The sequence below is a fragment of the Rhodothermus profundi genome (genome assembly GCF_900142415.1).
GTDB classification, from domain to species: Bacteria; Bacteroidota; Rhodothermia; order Rhodothermales; family Rhodothermaceae; genus Rhodothermus; species Rhodothermus profundi.
This window is the reverse complement of record NZ_FRAU01000001.1, coordinates 172959-189005: the sequence shown is the minus strand read 5'-3', so window position 1 is coordinate 189005 and position 16047 is coordinate 172959. Positions and strand designations below refer to the sequence as shown.

Here is a 16047-nt window from a genome sequence, read left to right as displayed (position 1 = left end):
CGAATACAAAAACTTTGTTACGGCGCTGAAACCGGGACAGCCCCCCCGGGTACATGCCAGGGGGTTTACAGCGCGAAAATGGACCGGCCAGCGTATACAGACACAGCTTCACTTCATCAGCGGTTGGCCCGCACGCGACGTCGCCTGCTAGCAGCCTATCTGCTACAGGGGGGTGTGCAGGCGCTCGGATTGCTTGTGCTGTTGTGGGGAACGGCCACGCTGATAGAAGCTTTGCTGTGGCTTCCTGTCGGTTTGCGCACCGGACTTTTCTGGGGGCTGGTGGCAGGCTCCGCAGGCGTGCTGGCCTGGACAGTAGGACGCCCGCTGATCACGCTGCGCCGCCTGAGCGACGAGCATCTGGCCCGGCAGATCGGCCGGCACTTTCCGGAAATTGCCGACCGCCTTGTCAACCTGCTACAGCTTGAGACAGGCCGCCGAAGCGCTGCCCCCGAGGCGCTGCTGCTGCGCGCCCGTGAACAACTGACGCGCCAGATCGCGCCCGTCCCCTTCGAGCAGATGGTCTCCTTACGCCTGCCGCCTCGGCTGCTCTCGCTAACGCTCACGCCGCTGCTGCTCCTGGGCACTCTGCTGTTCCTGGCGCCCGACACCCTGCAGCATGCATTTGCCCGCCTCCTGGCGCCCGGCCAACCGTTTGAACGCCCGCTACCGTTCTCTCTGACTGTCTCGCCGGGATCCACCGAACTGGCGCGCGGCGATACACTTCACCTTACGATCACCCTTACGGGAACCCAATGGCCAGAACAACTCACGATTCGGGTACGCTACGCAGGTGAAGTGCGCGCCGAGACGTTTCTGCTTCCATCTGGTGCTTCCGGTCATGTCCGCTTCACCCTGCCCAACCTTCAACGTCCCCTCACCTACCAGGTGGAAGCTCCGCCAATCACGACCCCCTGGTATCGCGTTGCGCTGCGCGAGCGTCCCCTGGTTCGGCGTCTCCAGCTAACGCTGCACTACCCCTCCTACACTGGACTGCCCGCGCAGACGCTACCACCCAACGTAGGCAACGTGTCCGCCCTGCCAGGCACCCGGGTTGAGCTAAACGTACGCACAGGGGCCGCACCGGTCGCCCTGGCCCTGCTACGCTTCGACGACGGCACCACACAGCCCATGACGCTGCACGACAGCCTGGCCCGCGGTAGCTTCATTCTGCGCCAGCCAGGACACTACTGGATTGAGCTGCGCACGCCCGACGGCCTGACCAACCCGGATCCGGTACGCTATTCCCTGGAGCTTGTCCCGGACGATCCCCCGACCATCACCTTACTTCAGCCTGAAGCCGTGTACACGCTTGATGACGCCCTTCAGGCACCGTTGCAGGTGCGCGTGCATGACGACTTTGGCTTTACGGCCCTGCGACTTTACTGGCGTCTGGCAGAAAGCCATTTCCGTACCCCTGAGACGGAATTTTCAAGCCGCCCGCTCCCACTCTCCACTCCCCGCCCTCTCAATCAGGAGCTCCAACAGCTCTGGAACCTGCGCGCTGACGGCCTCGACCTGGTTCCGGGAGACGTTGTCGAATACTATGTGCAGGTGTGGGACAACGACCAGATCTCCGGACCCAAAACAGCCCGCACCCCCCTGCAGCATCTCCGATTGCCCTCACTGGCCGAACGGTATGAGCAGTTGGACGTCGCCCAGGACGAGGTGGCGGAAGGATTAGAGTCGGTTCGTGAGCAGGCCGAACAGCTTCGCTCCACGTTTCAGGAATTGCGCGAAACCATCCAGCGCACGCGGCAGGCCGGATGGGACGAACAGCAACAGGCGGAGCAGCTTCGTCGTCAACAGGAAGCGCTCGAAGAACAGGTAGAAACGCTGGCCCGTCAGCTCGAACGTATTACGCGGGAAATGGAAGCCAATCGGCTGGTCAGCGAGGAGACGCTGGAGCTGTATCAGGAGCTGCAACGGGTCGTCGAAGAAATCCAGTCGCCTGAACTACGTGAAGCGCTTGAAAGGCTTCAGGAAGCGCTGCGCTCGCTCGATCTGCCCCGCCTGCTGGAAAGCATGGAGCAAATCGAATTCAACGAAGCCCAGTTTCGCGAGCGCATTGAGCGAGCCCTGGCATTGTTCAGACGCCTGCGCACCCAGCAACAACTGGAGGAAGCAGTCCGACGCGCCGAAGCGCTGGCACGCCTTCAAGAGCGTCTTGCTCGGCGCACAGCCCAGCTCGAACAACAGCAACGCGCTTCCTCCAGTCCCTCCCGCGCCCCTGTGGATTCTACCACACGTCCTCATCCCGCAACCCTGGCACGGCAGCAGGAGCAGGCCAGCGAAGAGGCCCGCCAGTTGGAATCCCTGCTGGAAGAAATTCGCCGCCAGATGGAGTCGCTGCGCGGCATGCCGCGTCGAGCCCTGGATTCACTACGGCAAACGCTGCGCCGCCAGCAGCTACCGGAGCGCATGCAGCAAAACGCCCGCCAGCTCCGCCAGGGTAACTTTTCGGAGGCGCGCCAGGAGCAACAGCAAATGGAGCAACAGTTGGAGCAACTGGCTGCTCGCCTGGAACGGCTCAGGCAGCACATGGCGGGTAGTCAGCGTCAGTTGAACGCGGCCGGGCTGCGCCAGGCGCTGCGGCACGTGCTCCTTCTGTCCGAGTTACAGGAAACGCTGCGCAATGAGATCCGGGCACTCCGCACAGAACGCGCGGGGGCCCCTATGGCCCGCAGGCAGGAGCAACTGGTGCAAGGCACGCGCACTGTCACCGACTCCCTTCGCCAGCTTGCGCGTCGCATTCCCCAGATGGACCGCGCCGTGCAGCAGAGGGCCGCCGAAGCATTGCAGGCAATGGACCATGCCATCGGCGCCTTAACCGAAGGCAGCGCCCGCATGGCCAGCAGTTACCAGACAACGGCTATGATGCATCTGAATGAACTGGCTCGCATGCTGGCCGATCTGCTGGATCAGTTGCAACAGCAGCAAGGAATGGGCGGCCTTTCGCTGGAACAGATCATTGAACAGCTACAACGCATGGCCGGACAACAGCAACAACTTAACGAGCAGATCCAGCAACTGCTGAATGACATCCAGGGAACGCGATTGGCTACCGACCAGCTTGAACGCATGCGCCAGCTCGCCCGTCAACAGGAGGCCATCCGTCGCCAGCTTCAGCAACTGGCCCGCGACCGCGAAGCGCGACGCCGCCTGCTGGGCGACCTCGACGCACTGGCCCGTCAGATGCAGGAAACCATTCAGGAGCTCCAGCAAGGCCAGATCAGCCGCCAGACCCTTGAGCGGCAGCGACGCATCCTTATTCGTCTACTGGAAGCCCAACACGCTATCCGTGAACAGGAACAAGAACGCCGCCGCCAGAGCCGTCCGGGCGAAGATATTGCGCGCGAAAGCCCCCCCGAACTCACCCCCCAGCAGGAGCGCAACCGCCTGCGTCGCGCGCTCATCGACGCCTTGGAAAGTGGCTATGCTCCCGACTACGAAGCGCTCATCAAACGCTACTTTGAGCTGCTTGAGCGGATGCAGCACCGCCAGAATAACCGCTGAAAGAAACGCAACACAACCTTCCAACCGGCCTCCTCTCTCATCCATTTCCCCGCTGCGCGTTAAAAACCGATATGCATTAAGGATACCATCAGCATAAAGCGGGCACCGCTTCCCATGAGGTAGCTGCGCGGAGTGCCGGCTGCTGCTACACGTATCCCCCAGGTGCGCACCTGGAGTCCGGTTCCTCCATAGAACATCAACGCCCCGTCGCCACCGGCTACCATCCCGCCAAAGAGTGGCAACACGGCTAATCGGGTTTCTGCCCCCAGCACAAGCTGCGGTGCCCGTGCATTGACACCTGCTCGGTTTACCCCCAGCGACAGCGCCGCATGCAGCCGTGTCGCCCCGCCTATCCAGTACGTTGTTCCCAGATGCACCGTGGCCGGCAGCAGCGTTATTACGCCAGCCTCCTGTACGTTGACCTCTTCGTAAGCAGCCCGTGCTAAGCTGTCAAGTTGATGCTCAACGTAGGCGCCCAGGTCGCTGTTAAACTCCGTGCGCAGGCGCTCAACGTCGAGCTGCACCCCTGCAAACGTAAACACCGAATCCCGGGGCGTGTAGCGCCGCACGCGCTTCCACCGTAGGAATCCCAGATCTGTGAGGCTAACGCCAAAGAGCAATCCCGGCAGCAAACGATACTGAACCCCCAGCGCAAGCCCTGCCCCCCAGCCCAGTTGCCTTAAACCGGCCATCTGACGCCCCACCGCCCATTGGTCTATCCCATTTAGCTTTGGATTATCAAACAGATCAAAGCCTTCTAGAAGGGTCTCGGTGGCTCCTGTCAGATCCAGTGTATATGTGTAGCGATGCTGGATTTCGTCCTCCTTGATAGATACCATCGACCGCATGACGCCTCCCACATAGTGGCTCCCCAGCAGCAAGCGCGGCGCTATGCCAACAATCAGATCAGGATTTAACTTACGGGCATATCCAACGACCAGCTCATGATACGTCATCGACCGGAACTCTCCATTAACAGGCAGTGTGCGTGGCTCCTCCGTCCCTTTTAACAGCACATCCAGCACGCCGCGGTTCGTCCACAGACGTTGCTGTTGCCGAACCCGCCAGGCCACCCCCCAGGCTGACCACCAACCGGTGTACGTCAGTGCCAGCGGCGTTATCTCTACGACTTCGCCTACGGTACGCCAGGCTTTAGCGTCACCAAACCAGGCATCAAGCATCTGATCTACATCGGCCGATGTCAGGTGGCGTCCCCCCGTCAAATACTGGTTGTAGAGATCAAAACGCACCAGGCTGCCTCCCAGCCATCCGCCGACCTCCATCAGACGCAGGCGGGGCCCCGTCACGCCTGCATTCATGAGCGCAGCCGGATTCAGAAACAACGCATCGGCACTTGAAACCGCTGCCGGATTGAAGCCAGCCTGCATGGCCCAGGCGCTCAGCCGGACATACTGCGCATGCCCGGCCTGGGCCATCAGCATCAGCAACACCAGCAGGCTAACCCGTCGCTGCAAACGTCCCATGGCTTGTTTACCTCAGTGAACACGTACCTTGTACCGAAAACGTCCCTGAAGCTGGAGGCGAAGCGCATCGGTTGCCCGGATGCGCACGGCGGCCACTTGCTCGGCAGGCGTTTGCACCTCCAGTATCAGTCGAGCCCGGCGTCCCTGCTTTAAAAGCGCCAGTTGTTCTTGATTCAGCACTACCGAGACCTCTCCTTCGCGGTAGGTTGTGGCAAATCCCTGGTTATCTACCGGTGCTGCCGCCACCTGCAGCGCATTTTTGGCGGGAATGCGCACGCCAATGGGCTGATCATAGGCGTCAAGCAACTCGATTTGCGTAGCAACAGCCAGGGGAATCCTATTTGCGTAACGTAAGATGAGCTGCGCTTCTTCGACCTGCACATCATCCTGCGGATCTGTCGGTAGCTCCAGCGTGCTCAGGTCAACCGCCACCGTATCCTGCACTGCAATGACATCCGCGGCAATGTGCAGTGGAATGCGCAGACCGACCCGGGCCGTTACAGCCAGCGGCTTGCGCAGTTGCACCCTTCCGGCCGCCACAACCCGTCCCACCACACGCAACTCCTGGGGCAACAGACTCAGAAACTCATCGACATTCGAATTCGTGGCATCCAGCACATACGTGCGCGTAACCGGTCGATCGGGATCGTCGGTGCCCACAAACGGTAATCGGATAAGCTGATCGGTATTCAGAGGCATGCCGTTATAGCTTAACGGCGCCACTATGGGATCTCCGGGCGTAACCGCATAAGGGCCCCGTCCCTTCAGGAAACGCACGGATCCGTCATTAGCCCGCCCCAGTACCGCCAGATACAGCGTAGCCTCTCCTCCGATATTGGTGGTCAAGCTGAGCGTCAGATCGGTTCCCTGCACTTGCAAGCCGCTCACGCGTTTGCCGAGCTCATCCAGCTCGTCAATGCGGGAAACGCGCGCTTCCGCATCCAGCGCCACATCCAACCGGCCATCGTTGTTGACGTCGTTGTTCAAGTCGGCCACCAGATCGTTGACCCGAAGGCGGGCTTCTTTCAGATCCAGCCGTTCCAGACGCACGGTGGCCCGAATCGAATCCGTTGCCTTCAGCGCACGCGCCTGCGTTGCGGTCTCTAATTTTCCGTAAATGCGGTAGCGCAGCGTATTCTGTGCTGGATAGAGGCGTAAGTCTTGCAATGGCAGGGTTTTGGTTACGGCCACTCCGGCTGGGAGCCCGGCAAATGTGTAGCGGGCCGGATCATCAACTGCGCCGCGCACAAAGCGTATCACCAGCGTATCTCCGGGCCCATAAGGCGGCCGCCGAATATCTGGGAAGCTCAGCCGGAGCGTATCCAGACTCACTTCCAATGTGCTCAGCAGATCCTCCAGCACCAGCCGGCCGCTCGCCAGCGTCACATAGTCGCCTGCTTCAAAGACTACGTCATCGCTTGCAATCGAAATAGCGCCTTCGGCCTGAAAGGTCTCGCCTTGCGGGTAAAAGTACAGCGCATCAAGACGCACCGTCCCCTGCAGGTTCATCTCCAGGCGGTCAGCCGCTGTAATGTCTACCGGTGTCGTGCTGCCGGGCGTCGAGACCGTTGCCAGCACATCTACTTCCCGCGAGACAACGCCAAGCTGGACCGGCACAGCTATGGTTGCTTTCGGACCTACCGTAACCGGATCCAACCGCAGCGTGGCATACCCGGCCGGATAAGGACCCACTGGCTCACGGGTCTGGATCTGAAGCGACTCAATCTGGAGCGCCACCGGCAGTTGGTTATGCAGCGTTAACGTTAGCTCACTGGAAGCCAGCACGGCACCGGCCATCTGGCTTTCTCCGGCAATCGTTACCTGCCGACGCTCCACCTGCACCGTCTGAGCCGGAATCGCCGCCCGCGCCCGGTCTGCCTCCAGCGTGGTAGTCCATACCCGAAGCTGAATGGCTCCGAGCGGCTGCGCAGCACCACCTGGGGTTCCTAGATCCAGCTCATAAATCAACGCTGGCACCAGCCGTTTACCGGCCAGACTGGCCATTCCCGAAGCGGTTTCTCCAGGCAATGGCGTACGCTCCAGCACCACCTCCTGCAGCAGGGCTCCGGTGTCTGCATAGCGAATGCGCAGCCTGGGGGGACCACTTGCTCGACTATCGCTCAGCGGTACATTTAGCCCATTATAAATCGTTACATGCAGCTCATTGACACCCCCACTGGCATTACTCAGCATTACTTCGGTTCCTCCCTCCAGATCGACAAATCCGGTTCCCAGATCCAGACGAGCCGGCGGTGAAGGGATCGATGCTTCCAGCGGAAGTACAGGCACCGGCATGGTCGTGTCTACCAGCGCCAGCGGGGCAATGCGAAGCACCTGCAGATCAAAGCTGTAGGACGCGCTCAGCTCCTGCTCCAGAATATTCCCTACCCCTGCCGATACCGATACGGGCGCCGGAGTAGCACGCTCAGCCAACGTGCGGCTAAGCTCGTTGAGCTGAATAAAATCCTCCAGCTCTTCTTCAGCAACCAGGGCCAGCACATTGTCCGATTCGACCCGAAAGAGCGTATCGACGCCGTGGCGTGTTGTGTCGATCAGTGCGTCAGCCCCTTCCTGAGGTCCCAGCAGCACAAAGGTCTTCTCCAGCAGTAATGGAACCCGCAAGGAGGACTCAAAAGAAAAGTCAGGAGCTCCGGTGGGCATCTCACAGCGGCTAAGACTCACACAGAGCAGCAGCCCCAGGCATCCAGCAAGCGCACGTCGCATCGATCCGCAGACCATCTGGTTCGTAATCGGCCGAGAGGGGGGGGTACAACTATCCTTCAAGGGTATCGGCCTTAGACCAGCGACGCTTAAGCCAGACAGAGAAATACGCAACCTTCCGAAGCAGCTTTCCCCTGCCGCATGCCCTCGGCTACCGCCGCAAGCATCTGGTCAATTTCTTATTCCCGCACCAGCCGTTCTGCCAATCGGCGCCCCCGCCACCGCTACCCATTCCATAATTTGCATTCTTCTTTTTGTCCGTTTATCATTTATCTGTCATCTTCCTTACGATCATCTGCTAACCAACCCTTCAGCGGCTCATGTCACTCAAAGATTTTCGCGTCGATCCAGCCACACTCGCATTCGTCGGCCACGATCTCGCCCGTCCCGAGAGCATCATCGCCGAACCAGACGGCACGCTCTGGTGCTCCGATGCACGTGGAGCCGTTACGCGCATCGCTCCCGATGGGACGCAAACATTGCTTGGGAAGCAGGGACACGAACCCAACGGCCTGGCAATGGGTGCCGATCGACAGACGCTCTATATCGCCAACATCGGTGATGGGCGCATCTATCGCATGGATCGCCAGGGAAATGAAACGGTTTTTCTAGATCACCTCGGCGATCGTTCTCCTCTCGGCGCGGTCAACTACATCTTCATCGATAGCCAGGACCGGTATTGGATTTCGGTTTCGACGCTCGAGCTTCCCTGGTGGCCTGCAGCTCAACATCCGCGTCCTGATGGGTACATCATCCTGGTCGATAAGCACGGCGCACGCATCGTTGCCGAGGGCATTTACTTTCCCAACGAAGTGCGCATGAACCACGACGAATCGTATCTCTACGTAGCCGAGACAATGAAACGGCGCCTCGTGCGCTACCCGGTGCTGCCCGACGGTTCGCTTGGCCCCCAGGAAGAGGTACCTCCAGGCGATCTCGGACGAGGGGCCTATGTGGACGGCTTCGCCTTCGATGCGGAAGGAAACATCTGGGTAACACTCCTCATCCGCAATGAGGTGGTCGTTATTACACCCGACGGGGACGTTTACACCATTCTCTCCGATCTCAACGAGGCAGCCATCCGGAATGCCGAGGCGAAAATAGAGAGCGGTGAACTCACGCCGGCCGATATGGTTGCCTGCGCGGGTCCTCATCTACAACTGCCAGCGAGCATCACTTTTGGCGGGCCCGATTTACGTACGGTCTATCTGGGATCATTGGGGATGCAGCGATTGCCAACGTTCCGCGCTCCTATTCCGGGACTGCCCATGCGTCACTGGTCATGAGACACCAGGGAAGGAGCAACGGAAGCAAGCACAGGGCTCATGCCCTGCTCCGCGGGGTGGTAAGGTTACCTCTATGAGGACTTTGGAGCTGGCAATGGTTGGCCGTCAGGGTCGGCGTAAAGCGCCAGATCCATTGATGCGGGATCGGTGTAGCCATGCTGCCCGCGCCTTAGCCATTCCGCACCGCACGATCACGATCCCGGGCGTGCTCCGTAGCGACATGGCTCAGATAGAGCTGCGTACGCGAGAAGCGACGGCGTAGCACCCAGCGTTTTCTCCGGTCCGGTCTCATCGCAACCTCAAGCAGGTTAGCGAAACAGTTAGACCGGCATCACTTCGCTGTGCGCTTCCAGCAACGCCCTTGCCTCGATAGGCCCCAGGTTGAACAGCAGATCCAGCGCAGTCATTCCTGGCACAAATCCTTCAAAATTTTGTCGATATACAGGCTCTTTAAAGCGGAGCGCATAGACTTGCGCTGCCGCCGTACGGTCGATTGCTGCAGTATTTTCTGGCAACAACAATGTGTCGGCAGCCAGCACGCGCGCAATAGCCGCCACCGAAGCGGGGCGTCCTACCAGTTCGGAAGCGCGTACAACGGGCGTGTCGATCTCGAAAAGCTGAAGCGTTAGCAGCACAGTTGCGCAGGTCAATGCGCCCAGCGTTGTCCATTCTTGCTGAAAAATCTCCTCCAGACGTGGTTCAAAAAACTCAAAGTAAGGGGTGGTCCGGTAGTTGTAACAGAATGCGCGCCAGTGCCGGCGTTGCCACCCGCGCAATTGTCCAACAGCAGCCTGATCGATTGGGACGCCATGTTGATGCGCTCGCAGCGGCACCGAAATCCACTGCCAGCCCTGCGGGTTGCGCAGTCGCGTTCGGTTGTGAAAAGACTGCCGACTGTACTGAAAGGTGTCGGCCAGCACCAAACGCCCGGCCCGAAGCGCCAGCGCTACCCGCTCCAGCCGCGGAAAATATTCCGGAGGTACAACAGCCAGCATAATCAGTCGGTATCTTTTTTTAGGTTAAATTAACCGCCACACCCCACAGTTGCAGACGCACCCTCGTCCGGTGATTATCCTGGCAGTTTTACTTACCACTCTCCATCTGTTGATCTGGGGAACGCTGCTTTCCTCGCTGCGCTACCTGCGCCGTCAACCCTGCCCCAAGCCAACGGCCGACGTGTGGCCTTCCCTTTCGGTGCTCATTCCTGCCCGTAACGAAGCGCGTAACCTGCAACGACTACTGCCCACGCTGCTGCGCCAGGACTATCCGCACTTCGAAGTGATCGTTTACGATGATGGCTCAGAAGACGCTACCCCCTTTGTGCTGCAACGTTACCGAGCCGATCCACATCTGCGCGTGCTTCGGGGCAAGGAGCTACCGCCAGGCTGGGTGGGCAAAGTGCACGCGTTGTATCAGGCCACCCGCCATGCCAGAGGCTCCCTGTACCTGTTTTTGGACGCCGACGCTGAACTGCTACGGCCCGATGCCCTGCGCCATCTGGTGGCACGTTACCGAGCCCTTCCCCCGGGATCAGTAGCGACCGCTCTGCCATCGCTACGCGGCGGTGGCCAACTCCTCGTCAGTCTGGTTCCCCTGCTGATTTTAGGCGGATTGCCCTGGTCGCTGGTGCGTCGCGTGCCGCATCCCCTGCTAGGCGCGCTGAACGGCCAATGCTGGCTCATGGATGCGACCCGCTACCATCGCCTGGAACCCCATCGGCATCACCGGGCTGAAGTGCTCGAAGATGTGCAGATCGGACGTTATCTGAAACGGCATGGCCTGATCCCCGAATTGTTAGATCTGCGCCGGGAGTTGGCCGTGCACATGTACCCCGACCTGAAAGCTGCCTGGCAGGGCTTCCGAAAAAATGCCTACCTGCTTATGGGAGGACGCTCGCTGTACTTTCTGCTCCTCTGGCTAGGCTATGGCCTGACGTTCGTGCTGGCGCCCCTTATCTGGTGGCCCCTGTTGCTTTCCATATACGGTCTGAAGCTGATAACCGATCGGCTCCAGGGTTACCCCCTGTGGTTGAGTCTCCTGGCTCCGCTCTCCTACTTCCTGGCCTGGATTCTTCAAGGTGATTCAGCCTGGAACTACGGGCGCGGCCGGCTCCACTGGAAAGGTCGCCGTATCAAGCAGCCGACACGACCTGCCCCCTCCCCATAAGCAATCTATGGGGCGGAAACTCTTCGTTCAAGCTGTTCTTTTAAGCACCGTTTGTGAACCATCTTGCGCGCAACGATGCGAACCTCCTTTCTGATTCTGTCGCTGCTCCTCGCCATCCTGGCTGTAATGTTTGCCCTGCAGAATCCGGGCTACGTAACCCTGCGTTTCGGCCCTTACCAGACAGAGCAGTCCACCGCCCTGGTTGTACTGGTTAGTTTTGCGCTGGGCGTGTTGGTAGGCATCCTGGCCAGCGTCCCCGGACGTCTCAGATCCGCACGCGAAATCCGCCAGCTTCGCAAGCAGTTGAGCCAGTCCAGCAGCGAAGCTACCTCCTCTTCAAGCCTGGATTCTATCACAGAAAGCCCGTACGAATGAGTCACTGGCTGTCGCAGATTTGCGCAATAGCACTGGCCCAACGGTATCGCAAAATCGACCTGCCACCGAGTACGCGTCCTTCTTCAGAGCAACCGCCTTGCCTATCAGCTACCATACATCTGATCGATTACAACGCCACCCGTCTTGAAGAACGGACGCTGCCTCCTCACGCCATCGAATCGGTGCTGCGTTGCAAAGACCGCCCCACAGTCACCTGGATCGACGTCGTAGGACTGTCCGACAGCCCTTCTATTTCTTCGCTTATGCCCAGGCCCCTGTCCGATCCCAATCCTCTCCTCTTACAGGAGGGCAGCGCTTATTTGTGCATTCCATGTCCGCGACTCATCTTTAATGCCACTACAGGTTCAATAGAAATTGAACCGATCCAGTTGATTCTGGGCAAAGGCTTTGTGCTAACGATTCGAGAACGACCGAGCCAAGCATTTGCCTCCATACAAAGCCGTCTGCGACAGCCAATCAGTCCCATTCGACAGCGTGATGCAAGCTATCTGGCGTATGCATTGATTGATACCCTTATTGATCACTACTTTGAAGTGTTAGAAACACTTGGAGAGCGTACAAATCAGCTTAAAGCCAGCGTGCTGGAACAGGTGAACCGGCCGGTGCAGGATCGTCTAGCTGCACTACAGCGCGAAATAATTGCCGTTCGACGTGTTGCCGGGTCGCTTCGCAATGTTTTTGCGGAATTGCAGCGCTTTGAAATTCCCCTCATTGCGCCCGATTCCCATCTTTTCTGGCGCAGCATTTACCACCGCATTACACAGGTGATTGAAATTGCGGAATTGCTCGGTGGGCTGCTGGCCACGCTGATGGATTTATCTCTATCCCAGCTACGCTATCGCATGCATGAGACAATGAAAGTACTCACCGTAATTGGTCTGCTCTTTATTCCGCTCATACTCATGACTGGAGTGCAGGGATTACCGCTCCAGGACATGTTCGCATTACACGGGCGCTACGACTATCCAGCCGTCATGGCATTGATGATTGTGCTGGTAGTAGGCATGCTATATGGCTTTCGGCGAAAATGGCTGTAGTTCGACACTATCCCCCTCCTTTGCGCCCGGGCGACCGCGTGGCCGTTATAGCCCCCGCCAGTCCTCCCGATCCCGAAAAGCTGGAAGCCGGCATTCGCCGGCTCGAAGCAGCGGGGCTCACGGTAGAGCGAGGCCAAACTCTTGCCCTGCAACGGGGCTACCTCGCGGGCGACGACCAGATGCGCGCGAAAGAGCTTAACCACTACCTGCAGCGCACCGACATTCGCGCCATTTTCTGCGCCCGGGGAGGCTACGGTTGCCTGCGCCTGCTGCCATTGCTGGACTACGAAGCTGCCACCCGCACTCCCAAGCTACTGATTGGCTACAGCGACATTACGGCGCTGCATCTGGCCCTGTTGCGTCGCGCCCACGTGCCAGGCCTCTCAGGTCCAATGGTAGCCACCGACTGGCCCCTCCTGGACCGCGAAACGGAACAACGCTTCTGGGAAATGGCGCAAGGCGCTGCGCCACATCCACTCTCCTTCGTTGGCAATGCATCCCCCCACGTGCTGCGTCCTGGCGAGGCTGAGGGACTCTTGATAGGAGGCACCCTTTCGGTGCTCGTGCGCCTGATCGGAACCCCCTATCTGCCCGACCTGAACGGTGCCATCCTCTTTCTGGAGGACGTTGGCGAAGCGCCCTATCGCATCGACGGCATGCTTGCCCAACTGCACCTGGCTGGCGTACTCGACAGGCTGGCCGGTCTGATACTGGGCTACTTTACAGAGTGCGCACCAGCCGCTTCTGCGCCATCGCTTACGCTCCAGGACGTACTGCACGACTATCTTGGCAGGGCCTCGTATCCTGTAGTGACCGACTTTCCGTACGGACACGTGCTGTCCAAAAATACCCTGCCTATTGGCGTGCGCGCCCGGCTGATTGCCGGTGAAGCGGGCGTGCAGCTATCGTTGCTGGAACCCGTCGTCCGAGCAGCCGGTCTGTCCCCTGAATCTTTTCCGTAAAAATTTTTCAACAAGCTCCCCTTGAAAACGCTATACTTGCGGCGGCAACCATCGCCCACACGCTATGCCCCAACCATCAACGCGCCCTCCCCTACGCCTGGCCGTCTTTGCCTCGGGGAGCGGAACCAACTTCCAGGCCATCCTAGATGCCACCCAGGCCGGCCATCTGCCTGCCCAGGTGGTGCTGTGCGTCAGTGATCGTCCGACAGCCGGCGCACTGGAGCGCGCGCAGCAGCAGGGCATTCCTACGGCTGTGCTTGCTCCGCGGGACTATCCTTCCCCGGAGGCCTTCGGAGAAGCCTTGCTTAACGTGCTTCGCGCCCACGACGTTGGCCTGGTGGCGCTGGCCGGCTACCTGAAAAAGATTCCAGATAACGTGGTAGCAGCCTATCGCAACCGCATTTTGAATATTCATCCCTCCCTGCTGCCAGCCTTTGGCGGTCCAGGCATGTATGGCCGCCGCGTCCATGAGGCAGTCCTGAACTACGGCGTGCGCTGGACCGGCGCAACCGTCCATTTAGTGGATGAAGAGTACGACCACGGTCCGATTGTGCTGCAGGAGCCCGTGCCGGTCCTGCCCGACGACACGCCGGAGACGCTGGCGGCTCGCGTGCTGGCGGTGGAGCACCGTCTCTACCCCGAGGCGCTGCGGCTGTTTGCCGAAGGTCGTGTCCGGGTAGAGGGGCGGCGCGTTCGTATCCTACCTGAACCCTCCGAAAATCGCACGCCATAAGCTATGCTGCATCAACCACGCACCCACGAGCCTCCTCCAGATCTGCAGCCTGTACGCCGAGCGCTACTATCGGTATCGGACAAAAATGGATTGGTCCCCTTTGCGCACCGTCTGGTCAGGCTGGGCATCGAACTGGTCTCTACGGGCGGCACAGCCCGGGCGCTGCGCAAAGCAGGCCTGACCGTTCGCGACGTTTCCGAATTGACCGGCTTCCCGGAAATCCTGGATGGCCGCGTCAAAACGTTGCATCCGGCTATCCACGGCGGTCTACTGGCGCGCCGCAACGTACCGGACGATCTGGACCAACTCCAGCAGCATGGCATTGCCCCGATCGACCTTGTGGTCGTTACCCTGTATCCCTTCGAACAGGCCATTGCCCAGAAGCCTGAGGATGAGGCGCTGGCTGCCGAAAATATTGACATTGGCGGCCCCACCCTCATCCGCGCAGCCGCTAAAAACTTCTTCTTTACCGCGGTTGTGGTAGACCCGTCTGACTACGATGCCGTAGCGGAGGAGCTAGAAAAGCATGAGGGACACCTGACGCTGGCTACGCGCCGCCGTCTGGCCCAGAAAGCTTTTGCACGCACCGCCGCCTACGATCGGGCGATCGCTGCCTACCTGGAAGATCGCCTGCACCCTTCGCCTTCCGAACCGCTGCCGTCACGCCTCCTGATCGACTTGCCCCGCGTCCAGATACTGCGCTACGGCGAAAACCCCCACCAGCAGGCTGCCCTTTATGGCCAGCCGGAACGCTTCTTTCGCCAACTTCATGGAAAGGCTCTCTCCTTCAATAATCTGCTGGACCTGAGCGCAGCCCTCCGCCTGATCGACGAGTTTCGGGAGGCGGATCCTACCTGCGCGATTCTAAAGCACACGAATCCGTGCGGCGTAGCCACCGCTGAAACGCTTGCAGAGGCCTACGCCCGTGCCTTTGCTACCGACCGGCGCTCTCCCTTCGGCGGCATCGTGGTCGTCAACCGACCGCTCGACCGCGACACGGCTGAGGCTATCGATCAGGTCTTTACCGAAGTGATCATCGCACCGGACTTCGACGAGGGCGTGCTGGCTTTCCTTCAGAAAAAAGCCAACCGACGCATCATCCAGCAGCTCCGGCCTGTCCGGGAAACGCTGGACATACGGACGGCCGTAGGCGGCCTGCTGGTTCAGGAACCGGATAGCGCTCTGCCACCTCTAGAGGAGTTGCGCGCCACCTGGCAGGTGGTTACGCGACGCGCCCCTACCGAAGCCGAGTGGCGTGATCTCGACTTTGCCTGGCGCGTGGTCAAGCACGTCAAAAGCAACGCGATTGTTTATGTGCGCAACCGGGCCACCCTGGGCATCGGTGCCGGTCAGATGAGCCGGGTGGACGCTTCCGAAATTGCCGTGCTTAAAGGAAAACGCGAAGGGCACGACTTTACCGGAAGTGTGGTGGCCTCTGATGCATTCTTTCCCTTTGCAGATGGGCTGCTCGCGGCTGTCGAAAGCGGCGCCCGCGCTGTCATCCAGCCCGGGGGGTCCATCCGCGATAAAGAGGTGATCCAGGCGGCCGACGACCACAACGTCGCCATGGTTTTTACCGGCACCCGGCACTTCCGGCACTGAACAGGGACGATTTTTGCACTTTTATGCCGGCGGGTGGATCTATTTCCCCGCCGGTTTACTATTTTAAGGGCGCGCATTCCCCGCGATGCTAACGCGAAGTACAACCGTTCCTGGCCTGCCTGCTCCCGAAAGCCGGTAGGTCCGGAC

12 protein-coding genes are annotated in these 16047 nt (G+C 59.8%); 9 read left to right on the top strand and 3 right to left on the bottom strand.

Features of this window, described 5'->3' with window-relative positions; genetic code table 11:
- Window positions 1–78 precede the first annotated feature (78 nt).
- On the top strand, window positions 79–3513 hold the full coding sequence (locus BUA15_RS00790; protein WP_072713976.1) for a DUF4175 family protein: 3435 nt from the start codon (window positions 79–81) through the stop codon (window positions 3511–3513).
- Window positions 3514–3572: 59 nt separating this feature from the next.
- On the opposite strand, the gene BUA15_RS00785 is transcribed toward BUA15_RS00790, so the two are convergent.
- Window positions 3573–4997, bottom strand: a complete 1425-nt coding sequence (locus BUA15_RS00785; protein ID WP_072713974.1) for a DUF5723 family protein — start codon at window positions 4995–4997, stop codon at window positions 3573–3575.
- Between the two features lie 12 nt (window positions 4998–5009).
- Window positions 5010–7721, bottom strand: a complete 2712-nt coding sequence (locus tag BUA15_RS00780) for a hypothetical protein (RefSeq protein WP_072713972.1) — start codon at window positions 7719–7721, stop codon at window positions 5010–5012.
- 317 nt (window positions 7722–8038) lie between these two features.
- Here BUA15_RS00780 and BUA15_RS00775 point away from each other — a divergent pair, with 317 nt between their 5' ends.
- Together BUA15_RS00775 and BUA15_RS13555 are read left to right on the top strand one after the other, a co-directional pair.
- Window positions 8039–9004, top strand: coding sequence for an SMP-30/gluconolactonase/LRE family protein (locus BUA15_RS00775; protein WP_072713971.1), 966 nt, complete (start codon window positions 8039–8041; stop codon window positions 9002–9004).
- Window positions 9005–9077: 73 nt separating this feature from the next.
- A complete protein-coding gene (locus BUA15_RS13555) occupies window positions 9078–9266 on the top strand; it encodes a hypothetical protein (protein WP_143149537.1) in 189 nt (62 codons plus the stop codon).
- Between the two features lie 58 nt (window positions 9267–9324).
- Here the strand turns inward: BUA15_RS13555 and BUA15_RS00770 are convergent, their stop codons facing one another.
- Entirely contained in the window at window positions 9325–9999 is a 675-nt protein-coding gene (locus BUA15_RS00770; protein WP_072713969.1) for a WbqC family protein, read from the bottom strand.
- Between the two features lie 70 nt (window positions 10000–10069).
- On the opposite strand from BUA15_RS00770, the gene BUA15_RS00765 reads away from it, so the two are divergent.
- From BUA15_RS00765 to purH, 6 genes are all read left to right on the top strand, one after another.
- The gene (locus BUA15_RS00765) at window positions 10070–11170 is read left to right on the top strand and encodes a glycosyltransferase family 2 protein (protein ID WP_072713968.1); all 1101 of its coding nucleotides are present in this window, start codon (window positions 10070–10072) and stop codon (window positions 11168–11170) included.
- Between the two features lie 75 nt (window positions 11171–11245).
- Window positions 11246–11545, top strand: coding sequence for a LapA family protein (locus BUA15_RS00760; protein WP_072713966.1), 300 nt, complete (start codon window positions 11246–11248; stop codon window positions 11543–11545).
- Window positions 11542–12603: a CorA family divalent cation transporter gene (locus tag BUA15_RS00755; protein WP_072713965.1), complete on the top strand. Its 1062-nt coding sequence runs from the start codon at window positions 11542–11544 to the stop codon at window positions 12601–12603. Before BUA15_RS00760 ends, BUA15_RS00755 begins: the two co-directional genes overlap by 4 nt.
- A complete protein-coding gene (locus BUA15_RS00750) occupies window positions 12594–13565 on the top strand; it encodes a S66 peptidase family protein (RefSeq protein ID WP_072713963.1) in 972 nt (323 codons plus the stop codon). Before BUA15_RS00755 ends, BUA15_RS00750 begins: the two co-directional genes overlap by 10 nt.
- Before the next feature lie 64 nt (window positions 13566–13629).
- The gene (purN, locus tag BUA15_RS00745) at window positions 13630–14298 is read left to right on the top strand and encodes a phosphoribosylglycinamide formyltransferase (protein ID WP_072713961.1); all 669 of its coding nucleotides are present in this window, start codon (window positions 13630–13632) and stop codon (window positions 14296–14298) included.
- A 3-nt stretch (window positions 14299–14301) separates the two neighbouring features.
- On the top strand, window positions 14302–15900 hold the full coding sequence (purH, locus tag BUA15_RS00740) for a bifunctional phosphoribosylaminoimidazolecarboxamide formyltransferase/IMP cyclohydrolase (RefSeq protein WP_072713959.1): 1599 nt from the start codon (window positions 14302–14304) through the stop codon (window positions 15898–15900).
- The last annotated feature ends 147 nt before the right edge of the window (window positions 15901–16047 follow it).